Source organism: Bradyrhizobium barranii subsp. apii, from assembly GCF_011516635.5.
GTDB lineage: Bacteria > Pseudomonadota > Alphaproteobacteria > Rhizobiales > Xanthobacteraceae > Bradyrhizobium > Bradyrhizobium barranii.
On sequence record NZ_CP096255.1, the window covers coordinates 2,137,365 to 2,161,967 of the forward strand.

The 24,603-nt window shown below is 65.5% G+C and carries 21 protein-coding genes and 1 pseudogene; 14 read left to right on the forward strand and 8 right to left on the reverse strand.

The window, feature by feature from the left end:
* Position 1: 1 nt before the first annotated feature.
* Together HAP41_RS10230 and soxC are read right to left on the reverse strand one after the other, a co-directional pair.
* Positions 2-550, reverse strand: a complete 549-nt coding sequence (locus HAP41_RS10230) for a c-type cytochrome (RefSeq protein ID WP_166102840.1) — start codon at positions 548-550, stop codon at positions 2-4.
* Positions 537-1,808, reverse strand: a complete 1,272-nt coding sequence (gene soxC / locus HAP41_RS10235) for a sulfite dehydrogenase (RefSeq protein ID WP_166102837.1) — start codon at positions 1,806-1,808, stop codon at positions 537-539. Before soxC ends, HAP41_RS10230 begins: the two co-directional genes overlap by 14 nt.
* Positions 1,809-2,065: 257 nt before the next feature.
* On the opposite strand from soxC, the gene HAP41_RS10240 reads away from it, so the two are divergent.
* Positions 2,066-3,007, forward strand: coding sequence for an AraC family transcriptional regulator (locus HAP41_RS10240; RefSeq protein ID WP_166102831.1), 942 nt, complete (start codon positions 2,066-2,068; stop codon positions 3,005-3,007).
* Here HAP41_RS10240 and HAP41_RS10245 read toward each other — a convergent pair.
* Positions 2,970-4,757 (reverse strand): peptide ABC transporter substrate-binding protein, encoded by a 1,788-nt coding sequence (locus HAP41_RS10245; protein ID WP_166102828.1) that lies wholly within the window; start codon positions 4,755-4,757, stop codon positions 2,970-2,972. The two genes, HAP41_RS10240 and HAP41_RS10245, sit on opposite strands and share 38 nt — an antisense overlap.
* Before the next feature lie 263 nt (positions 4,758-5,020).
* On the opposite strand from HAP41_RS10245, the gene HAP41_RS10250 reads away from it, so the two are divergent.
* Complete coding sequence (locus tag HAP41_RS10250; protein WP_166102825.1) at positions 5,021-5,578, forward strand: hypothetical protein; 558 nt, start codon at positions 5,021-5,023, stop codon at positions 5,576-5,578.
* 23 nt (positions 5,579-5,601) lie between these two features.
* Here HAP41_RS10250 and HAP41_RS10255 read toward each other — a convergent pair whose 3' ends face one another.
* A complete protein-coding gene (locus tag HAP41_RS10255) occupies positions 5,602-6,180 on the reverse strand; it encodes a TetR family transcriptional regulator (protein WP_166102822.1) in 579 nt (192 codons plus the stop codon).
* A gap of 142 nt (positions 6,181-6,322) precedes the next feature.
* Between HAP41_RS10255 and HAP41_RS10260 the strand changes: the two genes are divergently transcribed.
* Positions 6,323-7,768, forward strand: a complete 1,446-nt coding sequence (locus HAP41_RS10260) for an MATE family efflux transporter (RefSeq protein WP_166102819.1) — start codon at positions 6,323-6,325, stop codon at positions 7,766-7,768.
* Here HAP41_RS10260 and HAP41_RS10265 read toward each other — a convergent pair.
* Positions 7,742-8,107 carry a hypothetical protein gene (locus HAP41_RS10265; protein WP_166051235.1) on the reverse strand — a complete coding sequence of 122 codons (366 nt, stop codon included), beginning with the start codon at positions 8,105-8,107 and terminating at the stop codon, positions 7,742-7,744. The two genes, HAP41_RS10260 and HAP41_RS10265, sit on opposite strands and share 27 nt — an antisense overlap.
* A gap of 71 nt (positions 8,108-8,178) precedes the next feature.
* Between HAP41_RS10265 and HAP41_RS10270 the strand changes: the two genes are divergently transcribed.
* From HAP41_RS10270 to HAP41_RS10320, 11 genes and pseudogenes are all read left to right on the forward strand, one after another.
* Positions 8,179-8,973: a MetQ/NlpA family ABC transporter substrate-binding protein gene (locus tag HAP41_RS10270; RefSeq protein ID WP_166106098.1), complete on the forward strand. Its 795-nt coding sequence runs from the start codon at positions 8,179-8,181 to the stop codon at positions 8,971-8,973.
* 123 nt (positions 8,974-9,096) lie between these two features.
* Positions 9,097-10,131 carry a putative FMN-dependent luciferase-like monooxygenase gene (locus tag HAP41_RS10275; RefSeq protein WP_166102816.1) on the forward strand — a complete coding sequence of 345 codons (1,035 nt, stop codon included), beginning with the start codon at positions 9,097-9,099 and terminating at the stop codon, positions 10,129-10,131.
* 37 nt (positions 10,132-10,168) lie between these two features.
* Entirely contained in the window at positions 10,169-10,792 is a 624-nt protein-coding gene (locus HAP41_RS10280) for a CMD domain protein (protein ID WP_166102811.1), read from the forward strand.
* A gap of 12 nt (positions 10,793-10,804) precedes the next feature.
* Positions 10,805-11,377: pseudogene (locus tag HAP41_RS10285) on the forward strand (alkylhydroperoxidase domain protein); the annotation flags it as partial.
* Complete coding sequence (locus tag HAP41_RS10290; protein ID WP_349770487.1) at positions 11,357-12,409, forward strand: ABC transporter substrate-binding protein; 1,053 nt, start codon at positions 11,357-11,359, stop codon at positions 12,407-12,409. The pseudogene HAP41_RS10285 and the gene HAP41_RS10290, both read left to right, overlap by 21 nt.
* A gap of 56 nt (positions 12,410-12,465) precedes the next feature.
* Positions 12,466-14,289: an ABC transporter permease gene (locus HAP41_RS10295; RefSeq protein ID WP_166102801.1), complete on the forward strand. Its 1,824-nt coding sequence runs from the start codon at positions 12,466-12,468 to the stop codon at positions 14,287-14,289.
* Positions 14,289-15,137 carry an ABC transporter ATP-binding protein gene (locus HAP41_RS10300; protein WP_166102797.1) on the forward strand — a complete coding sequence of 283 codons (849 nt, stop codon included), beginning with the start codon at positions 14,289-14,291 and terminating at the stop codon, positions 15,135-15,137. The genes HAP41_RS10295 and HAP41_RS10300 overlap by 1 nt, the downstream gene beginning before the upstream one ends.
* Complete coding sequence (locus tag HAP41_RS10305) at positions 15,134-15,874, forward strand: ABC transporter ATP-binding protein (RefSeq protein ID WP_166102794.1); 741 nt, start codon at positions 15,134-15,136, stop codon at positions 15,872-15,874. The genes HAP41_RS10300 and HAP41_RS10305 overlap by 4 nt, the downstream gene beginning before the upstream one ends.
* 180 nt (positions 15,875-16,054) lie before the next feature.
* Positions 16,055-17,128: a HoxN/HupN/NixA family nickel/cobalt transporter gene (locus tag HAP41_RS10310; protein ID WP_166102792.1), complete on the forward strand. Its 1,074-nt coding sequence runs from the start codon at positions 16,055-16,057 to the stop codon at positions 17,126-17,128.
* Positions 17,109-19,424, forward strand: a complete 2,316-nt coding sequence (locus tag HAP41_RS10315) for a TonB-dependent receptor (protein WP_166102790.1) — start codon at positions 17,109-17,111, stop codon at positions 19,422-19,424. Before HAP41_RS10310 ends, HAP41_RS10315 begins: the two co-directional genes overlap by 20 nt.
* A gap of 91 nt (positions 19,425-19,515) precedes the next feature.
* Positions 19,516-20,462 (forward strand): IS630 family transposase gene (locus HAP41_RS10320; protein ID WP_479686367.1). Its coding sequence is split into 2 segments (ribosomal slippage): positions 19,516-19,864 and positions 19,864-20,462, totalling 948 coding nucleotides; the frame shifts between segments, so codons are not numbered across the junction.
* A gap of 22 nt (positions 20,463-20,484) precedes the next feature.
* Here HAP41_RS10320 and HAP41_RS10325 read toward each other — a convergent pair.
* The 3 genes from HAP41_RS10325 to HAP41_RS10335 form a co-directional block, all read right to left on the reverse strand.
* Positions 20,485-21,996 carry a helicase HerA domain-containing protein gene (locus tag HAP41_RS10325; protein WP_166102786.1) on the reverse strand — a complete coding sequence of 504 codons (1,512 nt, stop codon included), beginning with the start codon at positions 21,994-21,996 and terminating at the stop codon, positions 20,485-20,487.
* A 105-nt stretch (positions 21,997-22,101) separates the two neighbouring features.
* Complete coding sequence (locus HAP41_RS10330) at positions 22,102-22,920, reverse strand: YkgJ family cysteine cluster protein (RefSeq protein ID WP_063981257.1); 819 nt, start codon at positions 22,918-22,920, stop codon at positions 22,102-22,104.
* 242 nt (positions 22,921-23,162) lie between these two features.
* Positions 23,163-24,227 carry a ketopantoate reductase family protein gene (locus tag HAP41_RS10335; RefSeq protein ID WP_166102784.1) on the reverse strand — a complete coding sequence of 355 codons (1,065 nt, stop codon included), beginning with the start codon at positions 24,225-24,227 and terminating at the stop codon, positions 23,163-23,165.
* Positions 24,228-24,603 lie beyond the last annotated feature (376 nt).

Below are 24,603 nucleotides of genomic sequence, written 5' to 3' on the forward strand. Positions count from 1 at the left end.
CTCACTTCTTGCGGAATAATCGCGCCGGGTCGAATTCCGGCTCCGGAATGAAGCCATCGCGATTTGGCATCTTGATTTTCGGCAAGGAGTCCTTGTCGACTTTGCCGTCGGCAGGAACGATGCCGTTGAGGCTCAGGATATAGGCCGTGACGGCATAGGTCTCTTCGGTGCTGAGCGAGCCCGGCGTCGGATACGGCATCGCGCGATGAATGTAGTCGAACAGGGTCGTCGCATAGGGCCAGAAGCTGCCGACGGTCTTGACCGGCATGTTGGAGGCGAGCGTGCCCTGTCCGCCGGCGAGGCGATCCTTGATGCCGCCCTGGCCGTTGTCGCCATGACAGGCCGCGCAATTGTCGGCAAAAATCTGCTTGCCCTGCACCGCCGTGCCGCTGCCGTCGGGCAGGCCCTTTCCGTCGGGGCCGACGTCGATGTCCCACAGCTTGATTTCCTGCGGCGTTGCCGGACGGCCGAAATCGAACGCCAGCGCGGGGGCGGCGAGCAGGCCGGCGGTGAGGATGCCGGCGAGAAGCAGCTTATCATGCGAGGACATTGCGGACCCTCCCGGCTTCGTCGATGCTCCAGGTCTGCTGGGCGTTGTAGTGAAACAGCGCGTTGGTCCCCATCGCGGCGATGAAGGACTGTCGGTCCGGCTGAACGTTGCCCTGGTCGTCGGTCGAGCGGCTCACGATTTTTGTCGGCTTGCCGTCCCAGACCCAATCCATCTGGAATCGCACCTGCGCCTTGGACAGCACCGGCTGGCTCAATTGCGCGGGCTTCCAGGTCCTGGCGCCGTCGGTCGAGATCTCGACCTTCGCGATCTTGCCATGGCCGCTCCAGGCAAGACCCGAGATGCGGTTGTAGCCCGGCTGGATCTGCATCATGCCGGAGGGCTGCGTGATGACGGAGTTGGTTTCCATCCGCAGCTGAAACTGCCGCGCCTTGCCGTTGGCCAGCAGCTGGGTGTAGCGCGCCGTCTCCCAGCGCGTCATCCAGGGCTCGCTGCCGAACTTGAGGCGGCGCAGCCATTTGATGTTGAGGTTGCCTTCAAAGCCCGGCATCACCAGCCGCATCGGAAAGCCGTGCGCGGGCCGCAGCGGCTCGCCGTTCTGGCCGTAGGCGATGAAGGCCTCGTTCACGATCTCGTCGGTGAGGGCAATGCTGCGATCGACGCCCGCGCCGTCGCCGCCCTCCGCCAGCATCCAGTTCGAGCCCTTGTCCTTGGCGACGAGGTCGATCAGGAATTTGAGCGGAACGCCGGTCCATTCATTGGTGCTGACGAGGCCATGCGTGTTCTGCACCGTCACGTCAGGATCGGCCTTTTTCCAATTCTCCCAGCCGTTGCCGGTGCATTCGATGAACACCACGCGCGTCACCGATGGCATCCGCTTCAGATCCTCGACGCTGAACACCAGCGGCTTACCGACCATGCCGTGGATCAGCAGCCGGTGCTGCGCGGGATCGATATCGGGCACGCCGGAATGGCTGCGCTCGTAATGCAGATCGGTCGGCGTGATATTGCCGACGAGCTTCTGATGCGGCGTCTTGGAATTGATGGCATCGCCGGGATCGACGTTGCGCTTGCCCGGCGTGGCCTCGGGAATGCGATCGAGTTTTGCAAACCGGGAGCGTTCGCTGTGCGCGCTGAGATCGGCGCCCGGCCCGCGATCGGGGACGTCGGCGAGCGTCTCGGCGCCCGCCGCCTCGGTTGCCACCGCGCCAAGGATGCCCGCCGACAGGCCTCCCACGAAGCCGCGGCGCGACACATTCGCAGGCCGTGGCAACAACTCGACTGGCGTCTTGGACGTCATATGATCTCCCCTTGATAACCCTGTTTTTTGGAAATCCCTGCCGCCTTCATGCCGTGACATTACCGAACGCCGTGAGGATTGCTCGTTAGGATATGTTAAAAGCCATGAGTACTGGTCCACTCATGCGCGGGACGGCCCGCTCATACGGTAGATGCGCTTGGCTGTTCCATGGAATGGCCGGGCGGCTCGGAGACATGTCCGGGCGGATCAAGGGGAGAGGGATGTCGGAGGCGGACGCGGCGGAATTGTTGAAGGCGATGGTGCCGCTGTTCAGGATCCGTCCAATATTCGAGGATTCCTGCAAATTTGGCGGCAGCTGGGAGTCGCTACACGCGCCGAACGGCAAGGGATGGGCGCAATTCCACATGGTCACGCGCGGCGCGTGCGTGGTCGAGCGGCCGGGCCTGGGCCCGCAGCGGCTGGAAGCCGGAGATATCCTCTTGCTGCCGCACGGCGACAGTCACGCGGTTCGCAGCCGGACGGGCGGCGCTGTCGGGCGTGTTACGACCGAGGTCCGCAATGGTGTCCGCCAGCGCGCGACGGTCGAGGCCGAGGTCGATACCGAACTGCTGTGCGGCCGTTTCCTGTTCGAGACGTCGGATGAAAATCCGCTGATCGCCGCGCTTCCCGACGAGATCGTCCTGCGCACGGCGGAGGAGCCGCTCCTGGAACGGTTTCGGCGCCTGCTGATCGACATCCGCGAGGAGCTCGACGCTGGACGGGTTGGATCGGAGGTGGTCGCGGCCGACCTCGCGAGAGCGTTGTTCGTGATGATGCTCCGCGATCATCTTTCGGACGATGCCTCCGGGAACGGGACGGTGTCGCTGTTGCGCGACCGCGTGACGGCCCGTGTGGTGTCGGCGATCCTCAACGATCTCGCCCGGGACTGGACGCTCGACGACATGGCGGCGGTGGCGATCGCCTCGCGCGCGACGTTGGTGCGCGCGTTTCAAAAGCGCGCGGGGGTCGCGCCCATGACGTTCCTGTCCGATCTGCGATTGACGGTCGCGCGCAAGCGGCTGGCCGGCACCTCCGATCCGATCGCCAAGATCGCCGGCGAGGTCGGCTATGCGTCCGAAGGCGCGCTGAGCAAAGCCATCATGCGCAGATACGGCATGCGGCCCGGCGCTTTGAGGGAGCCGGGTCCTCAGGCGCCGGTTGTCAAACCCGATACCAGCTCCCCAGATTCCAGGTCGTGACGTCCCAGCCCGAGATGTCGGCCATGAGGCTATTGACGCCGGCGCCAACGATGTTGCGGGAGAGCAGCGGCACGAGAATATTGGCTTCGCAGAAGATCTCGTTGACCTTGATCAGGAGCGCGGCGCGCTTGACCGGATCGAGCTCCTGCTGCGCGGTCTTGTAGGCCTTGTCGGCCTCGGGATCGGACCAGCGCGAGATGTTTCGGCCGAGCCACTTGTTCTCCTTGTTGGCGATCTCCCAGGAGACGCACTGGTTCAAGAACCGCTCCGGATCGGGCTGCGGCTGCGTCGTGTTGTACATCTCCATGTCGCAATAGAGTTTCGAGTAGGTGTCGGGGTTGCCGACGTCAGACGAGAAGAACACCGATGCGGTGACCGACTTCAGCTCGATGTCGATACCGGCCTTCTGGCAGGCCTGCTTGATGATGGCCTGCGTCTTCTGGCGCGGGGCGTTGATCGAGGTCTGGAAGACGTATTTGAGCTTCTTGCCGTCCTTCTCGCGGATGCCGTCCGCGCCCCGCTTCCAGCCGGCCTCGTCGAGGATTTTGTTCGCCTTGTCGACGTCGAAGGCGTAGGCCAGCTTGCCCGACTTGAACTGCTGGGGCTGGTTGACGAAGCTTGCCGTGGCGATGCCGCCGCGGCCGTAGATGAATTTCTGGATCGCCTCGCGATCGATCAGGAGGTTGAACGCCTGGCGGACGACCGGATCGGACAGCGTCGGGTGCTTGGTCTTGACGCTGGAGCGCTCGCCGTCGACCTCGGTCCAGGGGTCCGTCGTGTTGAGGATGATGAACTCGACGTTGCCGGACGGCGTGATGTCGACCCTGCCTTTGCCGCTGGCCTCCATGCGCTTGAGGACCTCCTCCTCCACCAGCAGGTTCCAGGCATAGTCGTATTCGCCGGTCTGGAGCACGGTGCGTGCCGCAGAGACCGCGTCGCCGCCGCCCTTGACCTCGAGCGTGTCGAAATGCGGCTGGTTCTTGACGTGATAGTCGGGGTTGCGTTCGGCCCGGATCAGGTCGCCCGGCTTGAACTCAACGAATTTGTACGGGCCGGTGCCGACCGGCTTCAGATTGCCCGGCGCCTCGCGCGACTTTGCGCCGGCATAGTCGCCGAAGTGATGCTTCGGCAGGATCTGGCCGACCGAGCCGACGAAGGGGTCGGCCCAGAACGGGGTTGGGGCCTTGAACAGCACCTTGACGGTGTGGTCGTCGATCTTCTCGACGGTGATGTCCTTGTAGGATCCCGTGCTGTAGGCGGCGGTCGCGAGGTCCGCCGCGTAGGCCCAGGTGAAGACGACGTCGTCGGCGGTGAAGGGCTTGCCGTCATGCCACTTCACGCCCTGCTTCAGCTTCCAGATGACGCTCATGCCGTCGGCTGCGAGGCTCCCGTTCGCCTTGGTCGGAATCTCGGCGGCGAGGCAGGGGATGAGGTTGCCGTCCTTGTCCCAGCCGGCCAGCGGCTCGAAGAAGATGCGCGAGGCGACCTGATCCTTGGTGCCGATCGCGAAATGCGGATTGAGCAGGGTGGGGGCCTGCCACAGCAGGATCTTGAGCGGGCCGCCGCCGCCGGCCTTGGTCGGCTTGTATTGCAGCGTGGCGTCCGCCATCGCGACGTCGTTCCAGAGAAGGATCTGGCTCGCGACCGGCGCGGCGATCCCGGCCGCAGCCATGGTCCGGATGAACGAGCGTCGCGACAGCGTGCCTTGCTTCACCTCCGCGATGGACTTGCGTATCTCGTCTTCGTTCATCGAATGACCTCTACCTCGAAGAAAAATCGTCGCCGCCACCCCATCATGTTGCATCGCGCGCGAGGCGGCAATGCCGGCGAGGCCGCAAGGCCCTGCGACGAAATGGCGAACGTGGAGATGGGCAGCTTCTGCCGGGACATTGTTGCCGGCGTGAAGGCTATGCCGGCCGGATTTCGCGATAAGCCCTTGATGGCAATGAGGCTCTCATCTGGCATGCGCGTTGCACGCAAAGCGTGCGTTCGCAATGACAGTGGAGTGCGGGTATGAGCGTCGGCAGCATGAGCAGCATCGGTGGTGGAAGCGCGGCGGGGTCGCCTTCATCCACCAGCCAGTCGAAATCGGCCGGTTCACAAGACGGCGCCTCGATGTTCTCGTCTCTGCTGGAGAGCGGCACGCCCTACGACGAGGTCAAGGTGAGCCTGCCGAACGGCATGTCGATCGGCATCGTCCATTTCGGTGGCGGCGGCTTCGACAGCAGCGCGCTCAAGTCCATCGAGGATTTCGTGCAGAAGCTCGCGAGCCAGCAGATATCAGGTGATCCGGCGTCCGGCGCCGACCCGGCGCAGAACGGTGACACGCCCGACGCCGTCGGGATCGACAAGGTTCATGTCGATCTCCCCAACGGAATCTCGTTCGAGGTGCTGCATTCCTCCGGCGGCCGGGCCACGGACAGCGACGCCGTCCTGAAGGAGCTCACCGAGGCTGCCGAAGAACTCGCCGAATCGCTGTCGCACTATTCACCGGCATCGGCCGCAGCTTCCGCTTATGCCTCGCAAGCAAGTTCGTCCGGTCGCAGCAGCCAGCTCGACGCGAGGACCTGAGCAACACGCAGGCCGCCCTGGGGCTAGCGCCCCTTCGCGAGCGCCAGCGCAGCTTCCACCGCGTTTTCGAGAATCTCCTCCGACAATTGCCTGTCGCTCACCGCGCGCGACAATTGCAGCGCGCCGACCATGGTGGCGTAGGCCGCGATGGCGCGGCGGCGCCGCTCCGCCGGCGTGCCCTCAGGCATTTGCGCTGCCATCAGCGCGAGGATGTCGGACATCTTGCCGGTGAACGCCTCGCGCGTCGCCTTCGGATGCCGCGCGATCTCGGAGACGAGGGCCGCGGTCGGGCAACCGGTCGCCGCCCGATCGCGATGCTTGGGCGAGAGATAGTCGCGGACCACGGTCTCGAGCGCGACGCCGTTTTCGAGATTGTCCTTGTGCCGCTGCTCGCGCCGCTCCAGCGCGTCGAGCAGCACCGCGCGCACCAGATCCTCCTTGGAGGCGAAGTGCGTGTAGAAGGCGCCGTTGGTCAGGCCCGCTTCCGCCATGATGCCGGCGAGGCCGACCGCCGCGATGCCGCTTTCGCGGAACTGCGATGATGCGACATCGAGAATGTGCCGCCGCGTCGTGTCCCTGTGTCCCTTGTCATAGCGCGCCAATTCCGCCTCCTGCGAACCCGCCGCCCCCTATGCCACAAAATCGTGAGGTCTGTCCTATTGCATTACGTTCATACTAATACATTATGATCATAATGCAATGGGCAGCCGACTGGGCGGTCCGAGGGAACCACAGGATCGAACCATGTCCGTCGAAGATGCCGCCGCGCCGGCCTTGTCCGCCGCGCCATTCGTGGCCCACGCCGCGGCGCCGCTTCGCCAGGCGGCTACGCCCGCACCAAGCGCGGCTGAGCAAAGACGCGCCGCGCTCCTGACCGCGCCGATCTTGCCGACGCTGCTCAAGCTCGCGCTGCCGACCGTGACCGTCCTCGTGGCGCAGACCGCGGTCAACATCGCGGAGGCCTATTATGTCGGCTATCTCGGCACCGATGCGCTCGCCGGCGCCGCGCTGGTGTTCCCGATCTTCATGCTGATGACCATGATGTCGAACGGCGGGTTCGGCTCCGGCGTTGCGTCCTCGGTGGCGCGCGCGGTTGGAGCCGGCCGCCGCGCTGACGCCGAGGCGGCGCTGTTTCATGCCGTGGTGCTCGCGATCATTGCCGGCGGCGTGTTCACGCTCGGCGTCGTCCTCGGTGGTCCGCATCTCTATCGCGCCCTCGGCGGCACCGACGGTGCGCTTGCCGCTGCCACCACCTATTCCAACTATCTGTTCGCCGGCGCCATTCCGGTGTGGATCGTCAACCTTCAGGCTGCCGCGCTGCGCGGCGCCGGCAACGTCAAAGTGCCGGCCCTGGTGACGCTGGTCGGCGCCATCGTGACCATTCCGGTCTCGCCGGCACTGATCTTCGGGTTCGGGCCGATCCCGCGGCTCGGCATCGGCGGCGCCGGCATAGCCTTCGGCCTCTATTACGGCGCGGCGATGCTGTTCCTGCTGCGCTACATGTCGACGGGCGCGACTGGCCTGAAGCTGCACATCGTGCCGTTGCGCGCAAAAATCTTCGGCGACATGCTGAAGGTCGGCATCCCCACCGCGTTCAACGCGGTGCTGACCAACCTCACCGTCATTCTCGTCACCGGCGCGGTCGGCCTGTTCGGCACCTCCGCGCTCGCCGGCTACGGCATCGCCTCGCGGCTGGACTACATCATGATTCCGCTGCTGTTCGGGATCAGCACGGCGACGCTGACCATGGTCGGCGTCAACATGGGCGCGGGCCAGACCGCGCGGGCACGAAAGATTGGCTGGATCAGCGGCGTGGTCGGCATGATCATGACCGGCACGATCGGCTTGCTGGTTGCGATCTTCCCGACGGCCTGGCTGCACCTCTTCAGCCATGACGCGGACGTCGTCAGCGAGGGCATGACCTATTTGCGCATCGTCGCGCCCGCCTATGCCGCGCTCGGCTTCGGTTTTGTCAGTTCGTTCGCGGTGCAAGGCACCGGCCGAGCGATGGGGCCGCTGGCTTCGTCAGTCGCGCGCATCTTGATCGCGGCCGGCGGCGGCTGGATCGCGGTGGCGAGTTTTGGCGCGGGCATGGCGGGTCTCGCCACCATGGTCACGGCCTCGCTCGCCGCCTATGCCGCGATCTGCGTCCTGATCATGCTGTCACCGTGGACGTGGCGCTCCGAGTAAACAGGCATCACTGGATGTCGCTAGCGCCGACAGCAGCAGCAGATTGCTCAGCAACTTGAGCGGCGACGCGTTGATCAGCTTCATCGTCAGGGCGACGCCGGAATTGAACGGCACGCCCTGGAGCAAGGGATAGAGCCTTCGAGGCGGTTCCGGCTGGCGAACTTCGGGGCGGCGAGGCCGGTCATGACTGAACTCCTTGCTGATCTTGCTGCCAATCTCGCATCCGGAGTGACACTTTGCCGTGATGCCCATCACGCTTGCGCAACGCGCCCCATGACCTGCGAATTCGTTTCCTATTTTGCGCCAAATGGAGAACGAGAGTCCGCCGCCGGTAGTCATTATGGATTTTCATTTCATTGATTTCGCCTCACGGAGAAGCGAATACGGTTCCACTGAATGCCGCCCGCGTGATGGAGACCAAGATGTCGTTTCGCCTCCCCCTGATCCTCGCAGCCGCGCTTGCAGCCTGGTCGGCCGCAGCAACCGCCGAGACCATCAAGATCGGTGTGACGCCGGGCCCGCATGCGCAGATCTTCGAGGCGGTGAAGCCGATCGCCGCCAAGCAGGGCCTCGACATCCAGCTGATCGAGTTCTCCGACTACGTCGTGCCGAATGCCGCGCTCGATGCCGGTGAGATCCAGGCCAATTCGTTCCAGAACCAGCCTTATCTCGACAACCAGAAGGCCGACCGCGGCTACAAGATCGAATCCGTCGGGCTGACCGTGAACTTCCCGATCGGCGTCTATTCGAAGAAGCACAAGGCCTTCGCCGATATCCCCGAGGGCGGCAAGGTCTCGATCCCGAACGATCCGACCAATGGCGGCCGCGTGCTGCTGCTGCTGCGCGACAAGGGCGTAATCAAGCTGAAGGACGGCACGGGCTTCAAGCCGACGGTGCTCGACGTCACCGAGAATCCCAAGAAGCTGAAATTCATCGAGGTCGATGCGGCGCAGGCGCCGCGCGCGCTCGACGATGTCGATGCCGCCGCGATCAACACCAATTATGCAACCCAGGCGGGCCTCGATCCCGTCAAGGATCCGATCCTGCGCGAGGACCCGAAGGGACCCTACGTCAACCTGATCGCGGTACGTGCCGCCGACAAGGACAAGCCCTGGGTCAAGATCCTCGTCGACAGCTACCACACGCCCGAGGTGAAGGAGTTCGTCCTGACCAAGTTCAAGGGCGCGGTGCTGCCGAGCTGGTAGGCAATCTGCCTAGCCAAGGTCCAGCGCGGGGGCGATCCGGCGGGCAGCCTTGCGCAATGCCCGCTTGTCTGGAGCTGCGGCAACCGACATCATCGGGGCCCATCCTCGCCCGACAGGGGTCGTATGAAGCGCTTTGCAAACCTGAAACGACTGGGGTTCTTCACGCGCCTCCTCGATGAAGCCCCGCCCGCGGAGCGCTACCGCTTTGCCGCCGAGCAGATCGTGCGCGCAGAGAAAGCGGGCCTCGATTCCGCGTGGATCGCGCAGCATCATTTCCACGAGCGCGAGGGCGGCCTGCCGTCGCCCTTCACCTTCCTCGGCTACGTCGCGGCGCAAACCTCGCGCATCCGTCTCGGCACCGGCATCGTCACGCTGCCGCTGGAGAACGCGGTGCGGGTGGCGGAAGATGCCGCCGTGCTCGATCTCCTCTGCAACGGCCGCTTCGAGCTCGGCGTCGGCACCGGCGGCAATCCGTCGGCCTTTGCCGCCTTCGGCCTCGACAGTGCCCAGCGCAACGAGATCTTTGCCCGCAATCTGGACGTGGTCCGCACCGCCCTGGTCGGCAAGCCGCTCACCGGCGGCGATACGCTCTATCCGCAGCGGCCCCAATTGGACAAGCGGATCTGGCAGGCGACGTTCTCGGTCGCCGGTGGTGCGCGCGCGGGCAAGGCCGGCGATGGCCTGCTGCTGTCGCGCACCCAGCCCCGGACCAAGGAGGCGCCGAAGGCCACGCTCGCCGAGATCCAGAACCCGGTCATCGATGCATATCTCGAAGCGCTGCCGCCGGGATGTGAGCCCCGGATCATGGCCTCGCGCAGCGTCTTCGTCGCCGACGACCGGACTGAAGCGATGCGCCTCGCCGACATCGGGCTGCGGCGCGCGCTGCCGCAGTTCCTCAAGGGCGGTCATGCCAGGCCGGGCGAGACGCTGGAGGAGATGATCACCGCATTCGACACGCATGTCGGCGCGGCCGACGACGTCATCGCCTCGCTCCGCGCCGATGCCACGCTGGAGCGGGTGACCGACCTCGTCTTCCAGGCGCATTCGGTGGACGCGCCGCATCCTCATATCCTGCGCTCGATCGAGCTCGTCGCGGAGAAGGTCGCGCCGGCACTGGGCTGGGCCCGGACGGCGGCTGACGTGGCTCTGGCGGGCTGATCGGTGTGAACATGATCGCGTTGCACGAGGCTGAATGATGGCTACGAAAGATATCATCGACACGCTCGCCGGGATCGAACCGGGCACGGCTCTGGATGGCATTCGCGCACGCCGCCTGCAGGCGCGCGAGAACGCGCAGAAGAGCTATCTCTCGCTGTTCGAGCCGATCGACGCCGGCGATTTTTCGCTTGTGGAGCGCGCCGCAGTCGCGCTCTTCGTGATCGGCCTTCACCGCGAGCCCACCATGGCCGCCTTCTACCGGGCGAAGCTCGCGGCGACCGCCGATGGTGCGCGCCTGGCCAAGGCGATCGAGGTCGAAATCGGGCGCGGCGAGACGTCAGGCCCGTACGGTGCGTATCCGGCCGGACCGCTGTCAGTCGAGAACACGGCCGGCCTGATCTATCGCGTGAGCGCAGAGGGCAGGTCCGTCCTTGGCGCCAGGCTCGCCGCGGCGCTGGAGCATGCGCATCTGCTGGTGTTCCGCCCGCGCGATGCCGCGTCCGCCGATATGAAGGCACTGCTGGCCGCCGGCTGGTCCGACACCAGCATCGTCACTTTCTCTCAGCTCGTCGCGTTCCTGTCGTTCCAGGTGCGCGTCGTCACGGGCCTGCGCGTGCTCGGCGCCTCGCTGGGCACCGCAAGCGCTGCGGCCGGCGCGTAAGGAGACTGCATCATGAGCGCTGCAAACAACGTCAATCCGCCCGTCGTCTTCACCCAGGACGAGCTCGGCTGGGTCTCGTGGATCGACCCGCTGCCCGAGGCCGAATTGACCGAGCGGCATTTCGCGGGCCTGGTCGATCGCTCCCGTGCCAAGTCCGAATACTTCCGCCTTCTCGTGCGTGATCCCGAGGTGCTGGAAGCCCGAACCAAGACCGACAAGGACATCTTCTACAACGTCGCCGATGGCCTGCCGCGCGCCGAGCGTGAGCTCGCGGCGGCCGCGACGTCGCGCTACAACGGCTGCATCTATTGCGCCTCCGTGCATGCGCGTTTCGCCAGCACCTATTCCAAGCGCCGTGACGACGTGCAGCGCCTGCTCGACGAGGGCGTCAAGGTCGACCTCGGCAATCGCTGGAACGCGGTGGTCAAGGCGTCGGTGGCGCTGGCGGCGACGCCGATCGCGTTCGGCCCTGAGAATGTCGAAGAGCTGCGCCGCGCGGGCCTCGACGACGCCGAGATCGTCGACGTCATCAACGGCGCCTTTGCGCAATCCGCCGAGCCGATCCTGCTCGGCGTCAGCGGCCCCCTGACCGGGCCGAACGCGCAATATGGCACGCAGTGGAAGCAGGGCTTCGACCTCGCGCTGGACGAGATCCAGGCGGCCGGCGGCATCAACGGCCGCAAGCTCACCTACAATTTCGAGGACAGCCAGAGCGATCCGCGCCAGTCGGTGGCGATCGCGCAGAAGTTCGTCTCCGATCCCCGCATCGTCCTTGAGCTCGGCGACTTCTCCAGCCCGGCCTCGATGGCGGCCTCGCCGATCTATCAGCGCGCGGGCCTCGTGCAGTTCGGCTTCACCAACTCGCATCCTGACTTCACCAAGGGCGGCGACTTCATGTGGAGCACCTCGGTCAGCCAGGCCGACGAGCAGCCGCTGCTGGCGTCCTATGCGGTGAAGCGCCTTGGCCTGAAGAAACTCGCGGTGCTGCACCTCAACACGGATTGGGGCCGCACCAGCCGCGACTATTTCGTCAATGCTGCAAAGGAATATGGCGCGGAAATCGCGGTCACCGAGGGTTATATCGCGGAGGAGCGCGACTTCCGCTCTACCCTGGTGCGCGTCCGCGACGCCAACCCAGATGGCTTGATCCTGATCTCCTACTACTCCGACGGCGCGCTGATCGCGCGTCAGGCGCGACAGGTCGGGCTCAAGCAGGTGATCTGCGCGGCGAGCTCGGTCTACTCGCCGAAATTCCTGGAGCTGGGCGGCGAGGCGGTCGAAGAGGTCCATGTCGGCACGCGCTACTTCCCGGAAGACCCGCGGCCCGAGGTGCAGAAGTTCATCGTGGGCTTCAAGAAGAAGTACAACGGTCTGGAGCCCGACGCCTTCAACGCCTACGCCTATGATGCGATGAACATGGCGGCTGCCGTGGTGAAGATCGGCGGCACCGACCGCAAGGCGGTCCGTGACGCCTTCACCAAGGTCAAGGACGTGCCGAGCGTCATCTTCGGCGCCGCGACGTTCGACGTCGCGACCCGCCGCGTCAAGGGCGCCATGAACGCCGAGCTCGTCGTGCGCAAGGGCCAGTTCGCGCTCTGGGACGGCAAGCCGACCTGACATGATGGCCGGAGCGGGGGCTCCGGCCGCTTTCCTCTCTACGTGGTGATATCAGCGTGTCTTCCTGGCTCGACTACACGATCAACGGGCTGATCGTCGGCAATGTTTACGCGCTCGTTGCGGTCGGGCTTGCGCTGATCTTCGGCGTCAGCCGGCTGATCAACTTTGCCCAGGGCTCGATCTATCTCGTCGGCGCCTATATCGGCTGGGTCGCGGTGGTGCAGCTGCATACGCCGCTGCCGCTCACCATCATCGTGGTGGCGGTGGCGGCCGCGATCGTCGGACTGATCATCGAACGGTTCGGCCTGCGTCCGCTCCAGAACTCCGTGCGCATCGCACCATTGCTCGCGACCATCGGCATCAGCTTCGTGCTCGATCAGCTGGTGATGCTGACCTTCTCGCCCAACCCGCGCGCGCTGCCGAGCCAGCTGCCCGACGTTCGCTTCCAGGTTGGTGGCGGCACGATCGGACCTCTTGATCTGCTGATCGCCGGCGTCGGCCTCACCAGCGCGCTGCTGCTGTTCGTGTTCCTGCGCTACAGCAAGCTCGGCTGGGCGGTGCGCGCCACCGCGCAGGACCGCGATGCCGCGATGCAGATGGGCGTCGACGTCAACCGCGTCAATCAGGCCGTATTTGGCATTGCGGCGGCGCTCGGTGGCGTCTCCGGCCTGCTGGTCGGCATGTACTACAACCAGATCGACACCGCGATGAGCCTGCAGGCAACGCTCAAGGGCGTCGTTGCGGAAGTGGTCGGGGGTGCCGGCAACGTGCCGGGCGCCGTGATCGGCAGCTTGTTGCTCGGGCTGGTCGAGAGCTACGGCGTCGCCGTGTTCGGCACCAGCTACCGCAATCTATTCGCGTTCCTGCTGCTGGTCGTCGTGCTCGTGCTGCGTCCGAACGGCCTGTTCGCCAGCGCGCGGCAGGCGCCACCCGAGCCGCTCACCGGCACTTTCATCGCGCCGAGCCGCCCGGTGCGGATTCCGCGTTGGGCGCTGCTGGTCGCCGTTGGCGTGTTCGCGATCCTGCCGTTCTTCCCGGTGTCCTTCTACGTGCTCCAGACCCTGATCAACGCCTGGCTACTCGGCATGCTCGCGCTCAGCCTGACGCTGGTTGCGGGCACGGTGGGACAGGTCTCGCTCGGACATGCCGCGCTGCTCGCGATCGGCGCCTACACCTCGGCGCTGCTGTCGCTGAATTTCTCCGTCCCCGTCGGCCTCTCCATCATCGCCGGCGGCCTGATGAGTGCCGCGCTCGGCACGGCATTGATCTCGCCGTCGTTCCGCCTGCGCGGGCATTACGTGTCGATCGCGACGCTCGCCATCGGCGAGATCGTGTCGCTGGTGATTTTGAACTGGGAGAGCGTCACGCGCGGTCCGATCGGCATCTCCGGCATTCCGCCGCTGTCGCTGTTCGGCTACGATCTGGTCAGCCCGACCTCGATCTACTGGTTCAGCTTCATCGTGATGGTCGTGCTGGCGCTGCTGCAGGGGCGGCTGCTCGGCTCGCATCTCGGCCGTAGTTTTCGCGCCATCCGCGACGACGACATCGCCGCGCGCGCCTATGGCCTCAGCCTGAACCGCTACAAGTCGCTGGCCTTCATCTTCGGCGGCTTTGCCGCCGGCGTCAGCGGTGGCATCGCCGCCCATCTCTATTCCTACATCAACCACGAGACCTTCAACACGCAGCAATCCATCCTGGCGCTGACGGTCGTGATCCTGGGCGGTCTCGGCAACGTGGTCGGCGCCATCGTGGGGGCGGTCGCGCTGGTCGGCCTGCCGGAGGTGTTCCGGATCGCGGCGGAGTATCGCATCCTGATCTATGGCATCGTGCTGCTGCTGCTGGTGCGGTTCAGGCCGCAGGGCCTGTTGGGGACGATATGATGGCGGAGCAGCACACGCCCATGCTGTCCCTGCGCGGGCTGACGCGCCGCTTTGGCGGCCTGACCGCAGTGGATGCCATCGACCTCGATCTCGCCAGGGGTGAGCTCATCAGCATCATCGGCCCGAACGGGGCCGGCAAGACGACGCTGTTCAACCTCGTGACCGGGCTCGATCGGCCCGATGCCGGCCATGTCCACTTCGAAGGGCAGGACATCACGGGTCTGTCGCCGGAGCGGCTCGCGGCTGGAGGCATCGCGCGCACCTTCCAGCTCGGCCGCGTCTTCGGCAATCTCAGCGTCATGGACAACGTCCTGATCGGCGCGCACACGCGGCTGCGCGCGGTGAAGCCCGCGGTGCCAGTGATCGGCCCGCTGCTGGAATTGGGACTGGCGCTGTTGCGTCCGGCCAGCGTTAGAGACGAAGAGGAACGACTGCGCGAGGAGATGAAGGCCATTCTCGCACGCTTCGGCGAGCGGTTGCTGCCGCGGATCGACCAGCCGGCCTATAGCCTGTCCTATGCCAACCGCCGCCGCGTCGAGATCGCGCGCGCGCTTGCGCTGAAGCCGCGCCTGTTGCTGCTCGACGAGCCGACCGCCGGCATGAACCCGACCGAGACCGCGGAGATGCAGGGCCTCGTCGCCGAGCTGAAGGCCGAGGGGCTGACCATCCTCCTGATCGAGCACAAGCTGGAGATGGTGATGCGCCTCTCCGACCGCGTCATCGTCATGGACGAAGGCAAGAAGATTGCGGAAGGGCCGGGCGAAGTGGTGCGTGGCGATCCCAAGGTGATCGAGGCCTATCTCGGCCATGGCCTGTCGGAGACGCCGGAGCGGGAGAGCGTGGTATGACGACTGGCGCATCCGAGCCGCTGCTGGCGCTCTCGAACGTCAACACCTTCTACGGCCAGGCGCAGGTGCATTTCGACCTGTCGATCACGGTCGGCCGCGGCCATATCGTCTGCCTGCTCGGCGGCAATGCCAGCGGCAAGTCGACCACGATGAAGATCATTTTGGGCCTGGTGAAACCGCGCTCGGGTGACGTGACCTTCGACGGCGCCTCGCTGCTCGGGCTGACCACTCCGCAGATCGTCCGCCGTGGTATCGCCTCTGTTCCCGAGGCGCGGCGGTTGTTCGCGGACATGAGCGTGCGCGAAAACATCCTGATGGGTGCCTTCGTGCGCAATGACCGCGATGCCGTGGCGCAGGATCTCGACAAGATGCTGACGCTGTTCCCGAAACTTGGGCAGCGGCTGTCGCAGCGTGCTGGTTCGCTCTCTGGCGGCGAGCAGCAGATGGTCGCAATGGCGCGCGCGCTGATGGGCCGTCCCCGGATGATCGTGATGGACGAGCCGACCATGGGCCTGTCGCCGCTCTATGTCGACCGCGTGCTGGAGTTGATCCGCACCATCAACCAGGAAGGCGTGTCGGTCTTCATGGTCGAGCAGAACGCCAGCCTCGCGCTCGAGATCGCGCACGAGGCCTATGTGCTCCAGACCGGCAAGATCGTGCTCTCAGGCCCGGCGCGAGCGCTGAAGGACGACCCCCGCATCCGCGATGCCTATCTTGGTGGCTCCGAGGCCGCGTAGCTTGACCTCGGCCTGATGGTTCGCCCGGCGATGCAGAGCATCGTCCGGACGCCCGCTGCGCGGGCGTCTCGAAGGATGGTTACAAGCATTCCTGCAAAGCGGCCCCCTGGAATCGCATTGGTTAGTGTGATCATTTTATGAAAAGATCATACCGTTGCCGCGAAGGGGCGTGCGAACGGAATGATTGTCGTGACGAAATGGTCCCTACGGGCGGTGGAGCCCGCCACCGTGCTGCTGTTCGGCGGGCTCATCGCCGCCAACGTCGCCGCATGGGCCTGGGCCTTCGCGGCGTTCGGTGACCGGCCGACGGTGATGGCGACCGCGCTGCTGGCCTGGGTGTTTGGCCTCCGCCATGCCGTCGACGCCGACCACATCGCCGCCATCGACAATGTCGTGCGCAAGCTGATGCATGCGGGCGAGACGCCGCGCAGCGTCGGCCTCTATTTCGCCCTCGGCCATTCCACCGTGGTCGTGGTCGCGACCATGCTGCTGGCACTCGGCGTGGTGAGCCTCGGCGGCGACAGCCTGCTCAGGGATATCGGCGGCGTCATCGGCACATCGGTGTCGGCGCTGTTCCTGCTCGTGGTCGCGGCCATCAATCTCGCCATCTTCGTCGGCCTGTGGCGGACGTTTCGCATCGAGCGCGCGCAGGGCGTCCACGACGCCGCGCAGCTCGATGCGCTGCTGGCGAGCCGTGGATTCCTGGCGCGCCTGCTCGGCCCGATGTTCCGCCTGGTGACAAAGCCCTGGCACATGCTCCCGCTCGGCTTCCTGTTCGGGCTCGGCTTCGACACCGCGACCGAGATCGGCCTGCTCAGCATCTCCGCGACCGAAGCCGCGCGCGGCGCTTCGCTCGTCGACGTCATGGTCTTTCCCGCGCTGTTCGCGTCGGGCATGGCGCCGGTCGACACCGCCGATTCGGCGCTGATGGTCAGCGCCTATCGCTGGGCCTTCGTCGATCCCCTGCGAAAGCTCTGGTACAACCTCACCATCACCGGCGCCTCCGTCGCGGTGGCGCTGTTGATCGGCGGCATCGAGGCGCTCGGCCTGATCGCCGACCGGCTTGGTCTAAGCGGCGGCGTGTGGGCGCTGGTCGACGGCCTCAACGAGTCGCTCGCCAACGTCGGCTTCGCGGTGATCGCGCTGTTTGCGATCGCCTGGCTCGTTTCGGTCCTGCTCTATCGCCGCATGTTTGCGGGCGCCGCGTCCCGCGCGAATGTACTTCGGGGCGCCGATGCGACCGAGGCGGCCTGAGTCTGGCCGTCGTTGCGGAGCGTTGACGGCATTTTCGGCCATCATGCTTCTCGCGGATGACGGCAGCGCCTTCGCGCAGAGCAGTGGCGCCTCGCGCGAACTGCCGCCGATCGAGGTCTCCGGCGGCGAGACGAAGCCTCACAAGAGACTGCCCGCATCGCGGCGAGCCAGCAAACCGGTCCCGGCCAATCGCGGTCACGTGGCTCAGCCGACGCAGGCTCCGGTCTCGGACGCCCGCAGCGTCGCCTCCGGCGCAAAGAGCCCGCCGGGCATGGCGAGCGCGATCACCGTTTCCGGCGATGAGGTCAACGCACGCCCTTTCATGCGGCCGGGTGAGGCGCTCGAAGTCGTGCCGGGGTTGATCGTGACCCAGCATTCCGGTGAAGGCAAAGCCAACCAGTATTTTCTGCGCGGCTACAATCTCGACCACGGCACCGATCTCGCCATCTATGTCGATGACGTCCCCGTCAACATGCGCACCCACGCGCATGGCCAGGGCTATGCCGATCTCAACTGGCTGATCCCGGAAACCATCAGCGCGATGGATGTGCGCAAGGGGCCGTACTTCGCCGACGAGAGCGATTTCGCCTCTGTCGGCAGCGTGCGCATCGGCCTGATCGACCGTACCGAAAAGGGCCTCGCGCAGGTGACCGCCGGCAGCTTTGGCTATCGTCGTCTTCTCGGCATGGACTCAGCGAAAGTCGGTGATGGTTCGCTGCTCGTCGCGGGCGAGCTCGGCACCTACAATGGCCCCTGGGAAAATCCGGACAACGTGCGCAAGCTGAACGGTCTCGTGCGCTACAGCCGGGGCACCGCGACCGATGGCCTGACCATCACCGGCATGGCTTACGCGAACAAATGGAATTCGACCGACCAGGTGCCGCAGCGCGCGATCACCGGCGGTTTTATCGACCGCTTTGGCTCGGAAGATCCGAGCGACGGCGGCAACACCAACCGCTTTGCGCTCTCGGGCCGCATCGCGCAGAGCGACGATGTGGGGTCGTGGAAGGCCAACGCCTATGTCGTGAAGAGCCAGCTCGACCTCTTCAACAACTTCACCTATTTCCTCAGCGATCCCGTGCTCGGCGACCAGTTCCACCAGCACGACGACCGCCTGATGGCGGGCGCCAACATCTCGCGCACGCTGAACGGGTCGTTCGCCGGACTGCCGATGCAGACCACGATTGGCCTGCAATCGCGCTATGATTCGATCGATCTGGCGCTGAGCAACACGTTCCAGCGCGGCTTCCTCTCCAACATTCGGAGCGACAAGGTCGGCGAGGGCAGCGTCGGCGTCTATGCCGAGAACACCGTGCGCTGGACCGATTGGCTGAGGACCACTGTCGGCCTGCGCGGCGACTATTATGCGGCCGACGTCACCTCGCTGTTCAATGCCAACAATTCCGGCCGCTCTGACGCCGCGCTCGGCAGCCCGAAATTCCGCATGGTGCTCGGCCCGTTCAACCAGACCGAATTCTTCCTCGGTGCCGGCACCGGCATGCACTCGAACGACGCGCGCGGCGCGACCACGACGGAAGATCCGAGCGACCCCGCCACGCGACTGACGCCGTCGCCGCTGCTGGTACGTACAAAGGGCGCGGAGGTTGGCGTCCGCAGCAAGATCGTTCCCGGCCTCGACACCTCGCTTAGCCTCTTCATCCTCGACCAGGATTCCGAGATCCTGTTCTCCGGCGATGCCGGCGATACCTCGGCGACCCGTGCCAGCCGCCGCTACGGTTTCGAGTGGACCAATCATTACCGCCCGCGCTCATGGATCGACATCGATGCCGATCTCGCCATGACGCATGCGCGCTTCCGCGGCACTGACGGCGAGCAGGCGGAGGTCTGCGCCTCGCTCGCGGGCTATCCCGAGGCGCAAATCGGCAACGCGCCCGGCAACTACATTCCGAACGCGCCGGCGATGGTGGCATCGGCCGGCATCACGCTCGGCGAGAAGACCGGCTGGTTTGGGGCTTTGCGCTGGCGCTATCTGGCGTCGAGCCCGCTGACGGAAGACAATGCGTTCCGCTCGTCCGCGACCAGCATCTTCAACAGCCGCCTCGGCTATCGCATCGACAATGGCTGGCGCATCCAGCTCGACGTGCTCAATCTCTTCAACACGCAGGCGAACCAGATCACTTATGCCTATGGCTCGCTGCTCAAGACCGACACGCTGTACAATCTCTGCACCGGCGGCGTCGCGCCGACGGCGGTCTGCCAGAACGGCGTGATGGATTACGTGCTGCACCCGGTCGAGCCGCTGACCTTTCGCCTGACTGTCGCCGGGACGTTCTAGAGCATTTTCCGACCGGAAAGAATCGGGTGGGGATTCCCAAAACGGCGCGAGTCAGATTCAAGCTGCATGCTGGCGAGGGAGGCCAGCATGTATGGCCAGGGCGCTTTCGGTTGATCTTCGCCAAAGGGTGGTAGCCGCGATTGACGGTGGCATGTCCTGTCGACAGGCTGCTGAGCGCTTTGGTGTCAGCGCGGCCAGTGCGATCCGCTGGCGCGGTCGCCTCAAGAAAGTTGGCGACATCGTTCCTAAACGCCAGGGCGGTGACCGCAAATCGCAGCGCATCGAAGCGCATTCGCAATTGATTCTGGAGGCGGTGACAGCGAGGCCGGATATCACGCTTGCCGAGTTGCGAGAACTGTTGAAACGTCATGGAATATCGACTGGCATCGCGTCGCTCTGGCGTTTTTTCCAGCGCAGAAAGATCACACTTAAAAAAAGACAGCGCACGCCGCCGAGCAACGGCGCGGCGATATAAATGCCGCACGTGAGGAGTGGTTCGAAGGGCAAATCGACCTTGACCCTGAGCGTCTCGTCTTCATCGACGAAACCAGCGCCAACACCAAAATGGCGCGGCGTTACGGGCGCTCGCCACGCGGCGAGCGATGTCGTGCAGCTATCCCACACGGACATTGGAAGACGACGACGTTCACCGCTGGATTGCGCTCCGACGGTCTGATCGCGCCGCTTGTTCTGGACGGTCCAATGGATGGCGACGCTTTCCTGGCCTACGTCGAGCAATTGCTCGCCCCATCGCTGCGGCCGGGCGATACCGTTATCATGGACAACTTGCCCGCTCACAAGGTCCATGGCGTTCGAGAGGCCATCCAGGCGGTCGGAGCTAGCCTGCTCTATCTTCCGCCCTACAGTCCAGACTTCAACCCGATTGAAATGGCCTTCTCCAAACTGAAAGCGCTGTTGCGGGCCGCCGCAGCCCGCACCATGCCCGATCTCTGGCAAGCAATCGCCAACGCTCTCAAACGCTTCTCACCCGAGGAATGTCAAAATTATCTCGTCGCGGCTGGTTGCGACGCAACGTGATCGGAAAACGCTCTAGACGATCTCAAGCCGAGGCCGCGCTCTGCACTGGCTCCGCCGGCAGGTCGTCGCCGTTGGGATCGCCCGGCGCGGTGGCCCAGGCCAGCTCCACCAGCGTCACGATCCGGCGGCCGCCGCCGTCGAGCTGGCAGACGATCAGGCCCTGCTCCTCCATGTAGCCGAGCAGGCGCTGGGCGCGGCGCAGCGAATGCGAGCCGTAGGCGCGCGCGATCGCGGCGTCGCCGGGGCAGGGCCAGCCTTCCTTCGCCGCGCGTGCGATCATCATGAACACGCCCTGCATGTCGTCGGGCAGGATCGAGGCGCGCAGCGACACGTCCTGCCAGACGTCGTCCTCGGCATGCTCGGCGCCGAGCCCGGCGCGTGCGCGTGTCAACATGCGGCGGAATTCGTTCAGATCGGGCACCGCGGAGCCGAGGCCCTCGATGCGGCAGCGAACCACGAACTCCTGATAGAGCACGCCGACGGCGCGGAAGCCGGCATCGGGCTCGGCGAGCACGGCGCGAAGCGTACGATCGACGCGCTCGCGCCGCTCGGCGAGCTCCTCGGCGCTGATCGGCACCTCGGCCACCTCAGGCCGGATCTCCGGCGCGGCCGCCTTCGCGGCGCGGAGCTGCTCGAGCAGATCGGGCGCGGGCCGGCGCTGCGGGCGGCTGGCATCGGGCGGCGGTGCGGCCAGGATCACGGCGCGCATATCCTCGAGCGCGGCTTCCGGCATCGGCATCAGCCGCGGCGTGGAATTGCGCGCGTGGGTGTCGGTCGGGCCGATATGCAAACGCAGGGGGCGTCGCGACAACGCCGGGCCGAGCGCCATGAACTGTCCGCGCTCGAGATCGCGAAAGGATTCGGCCTGCCGCCGCTCCATGCCGAGCAGGTCGGCGGCGCGCGCCATGTCGATGTCGAGGAAGGTCCGGCCCATCAGGAAATTGGAGGCTTCCGCCGCGACGTTCTTGGCGAGTTTTGCCAGGCGCTGGGTCGCGATGATGCCGGCGAGGCCGCGTTTGCGGCCGCGGCACATCAGATTGGTCATCGCGCCGAGAGAGAGCTTGCGCGCCTCGTCCGAGACCTCGCCTGCGACTGCCGGCGCGAACAGCTGCGCCTCGTCGACCACCACCAGCATCGGGTACCAATGATCGCGATCGACGTCGAACAGGCCGCCGAGGAACGCCGCGGCACGCCGCATCTGGTTCTCGGCGTCCAGCCCTTCAAGATTGAGCACGGTGGAGACGCGATGCAACCGCGCGCGCTCGCCCGCGACCTGAAGGCCGCGCTCGGTGTGATCCTCGGCCTCGATCACCAGATGGCCGAATTGCTCGGCCAGCGTGACGAAGTCGCCTTCGGGGTCGATGATGGCCTGCTGCACCCAGGGCGCGCTCTGTTCGAGCAGCCGCCGCAACAGATGCGACTTGCCGGAGCCCGAATTGCCCTGCACCAGGAGCCGGGTCGCCAGCAGTTCCTCGAGGTCCATGGCGGCCGCGGCGCCTGCCGTGGTCTGCCCCATCTCGATCGCAACTGTCATGTCCCCGACTCAAGTCCCCATCATTCGCGGACAGGGGCTTATCAACCCGGCCGGGGCGCGTCGAGCGGCACCGTGCGAATCATGCGGTGTTGCCCACGGCGGAGTTCAGGCGTGATTCGATTGCCGTAAAAGTGCGGGCCGATAGGGCGCCTGCGGATCGTCGTCCTCGTTCTCGGGGATCGCACAGGAGCCGAATTCCTGCCGGATACGCTCGATCTCGGCGATGCGCTCGTGCAGCCGCTGCAGATGCTCGGGCGATGTCGCGCGCCAGAACCGGAAGGTGTCGGTGGTGAGCGGCAGGAACGCCGTTCCGAACAGCGTCGGCTCGGGAACGATGGTGCGTCCGAGCAGCAGGAACCGGTTCTCGCCGGAGACCACGAGGGTCGCGTAGCCGCGGTTACCGATCCGCCTGATCCCGTTCAGCGACCATTCGACGAGCTTGCTGAAATAAGGCTCCTCGCGCCAGCGATCGGGGCAGTGGTCGTCGACCGTCACGTTGACCGCGTCCTGGCTGAAATGCACGATGATGCCGGACGTCGCCGGAAACCACGCATCATCGAGATGACCTTGCAGCCAGGCGCAGACGAACGACCGGCACATCTGCGGGCGGCGGTCGTAGATGGTGCACCCGGTTCCCGTCTGCCAGTGTCTGCACAGCTGGTTCACCGGCTTGTCGACGGCGGCCACTTCAAGGATATCGCAGCAGGCGTTGCACGATCCGCACTGCCGGGTCAGCGGCGCCGTTTTCGGCAGGCCGGTCGCGCGAAAACCCTGGCCGTCGCGGACCAGGAGCTTTTGCTTCTCCAGCGTGCTCAGCGCGCGCTCGACCTTGAGGCGGGACAATCCGGTCGCGTCAACGATCCCCTTCATCGTCGTCGCGCCGGCCTCCACCGCGCGAGCGACCTGCAACGCCGTCTGATCCATCGTCTTCTACTTGTTCTTCAGCCCTTCGATCCGGCCATCGCGCTGCCCCGGAACCTGCGGAAATCGGCGCCCGCGTGACGGCTAGCAGTCGCATGTATGCGGGATTTACGCAAACGGACTGCTGAGCAGGATCGCCCGTATTGGGCCAAATTGTAAGCCCATGCTGAGGGGCGATCCGATCTGCATCGACAATTCGATCAGTGCAGGCCGGCGCGACCTATGACGGCAGCGCCGGCACGCTGCTACTGCGCGCCAGATCCGCCCTGCACGATCTTCTCGTTCAGCTTCAGGTCCACGGTCTCGACCGTGCGGTCGATCTCGGCATTGGGGGTGCCGAGCTGATGCGAGATCAGCTTCACCAGCAGGTCGACGCGCTCGATGAAGGGCGCGCCGCTCGCGACCGCGCGCGCCGCCGATGACGGCTTGAGCAGGCTCTCGGCGGCCTTGGCGTATTTCGCGAACGGTACCTGGTCCTGCGGATCGGCGCCGAGACGGCGGGCGATCGCGTCGACATGGTCGTAGATCGTCTGCGAGCGCGCGAGATCGCCGTGCACGGCGTCGCGGATCGACTGCGGCTCGTGCGGCGTGATGCAGCGATAGTTGCCGGTCAGCAGCATCGACCATTTCGCCAGCGGCACGAACAGCGAGTCGAACACTTTCAGCTTCACCGGCACGTCGTGACCGTCGAGCGTCACCGCGTCGATGTCGGCTTCGAGCTCGCGCAGCACCTTGTTGTGCTTCTCGTCGGCGAAGGCCGATGCCTTGAAATTCGTGGGCAGGCCGACATGAAGCACGTTGGCGGCTTCTTCCGGCGGACGGAAGGCCTGCGGGTCGGGCGAGCACAGCGTCACCAGGCCGGGCTCGAAGCGCTCCCACACCTGCGCATTGGTGTAGGCCTCCTCGAGATCCATGTCGGCGAGCGACGGGATCCGCTTCAGGTAGGGCAGCGGCGGCATGTTCATGATCGACAGGCACGGCAGCTTCGCCGCGGCGATCTTGACCATGAGAACGCGGACCGTGTGGTTGGTGTATTGCGGCTCCTGCATCGCCAGGCCGACAATGTCGTAGCGCGAGAGGTCGACATTGCCCGGCGTCACTGCGTCGAGCTTGCCGGGCAGGTCGCGCGAGAAGATCGCCCGGTGCACCGCCTCGTCGCGCAGCTTGATGCGCACCTCGGTACCGTCACGGTTGATCAGCTCAGCGGTCTTGGCGCGGCAGACCAGGGACACGTTATGGCCCGCCATCAGCAGCTTCGTGCCCAGCAGGGAACCGTAGGAAGCCCCGAGAATCAGGATGTTACGCGCCATATTCCGTCCCTTTGAAAATGTGTGTGATTTTTGAGCCCCGGCCGTCATCCGCGGGCGAGTTGCCGGCATGTAAAGCGAAGTCCGCGGGGATGGCAACTGGGATAATGCATACAAGGCGGACGGCGGACTGCCGGGCGGGCGCGGGTGATCGGTCGCCCGGATGGAGCGCAGCCCGATCCGGGACCGCTCGTCCGGCGCCCACGCCTTTCCCGGATTGCGCGGAGCCTGTCATCGGGCGGCGCTTCGCGTCGACCCGTTGGCTCCATCCGGGCGACGGGGCTCTCGTTGCCCGACGGGCAAAACACCCGAGAGGGCGTCAAGCCGCGCGGGCGAAAATATTCCACTTTACCGAAATTCGGAATTGGCGTATGTGTCG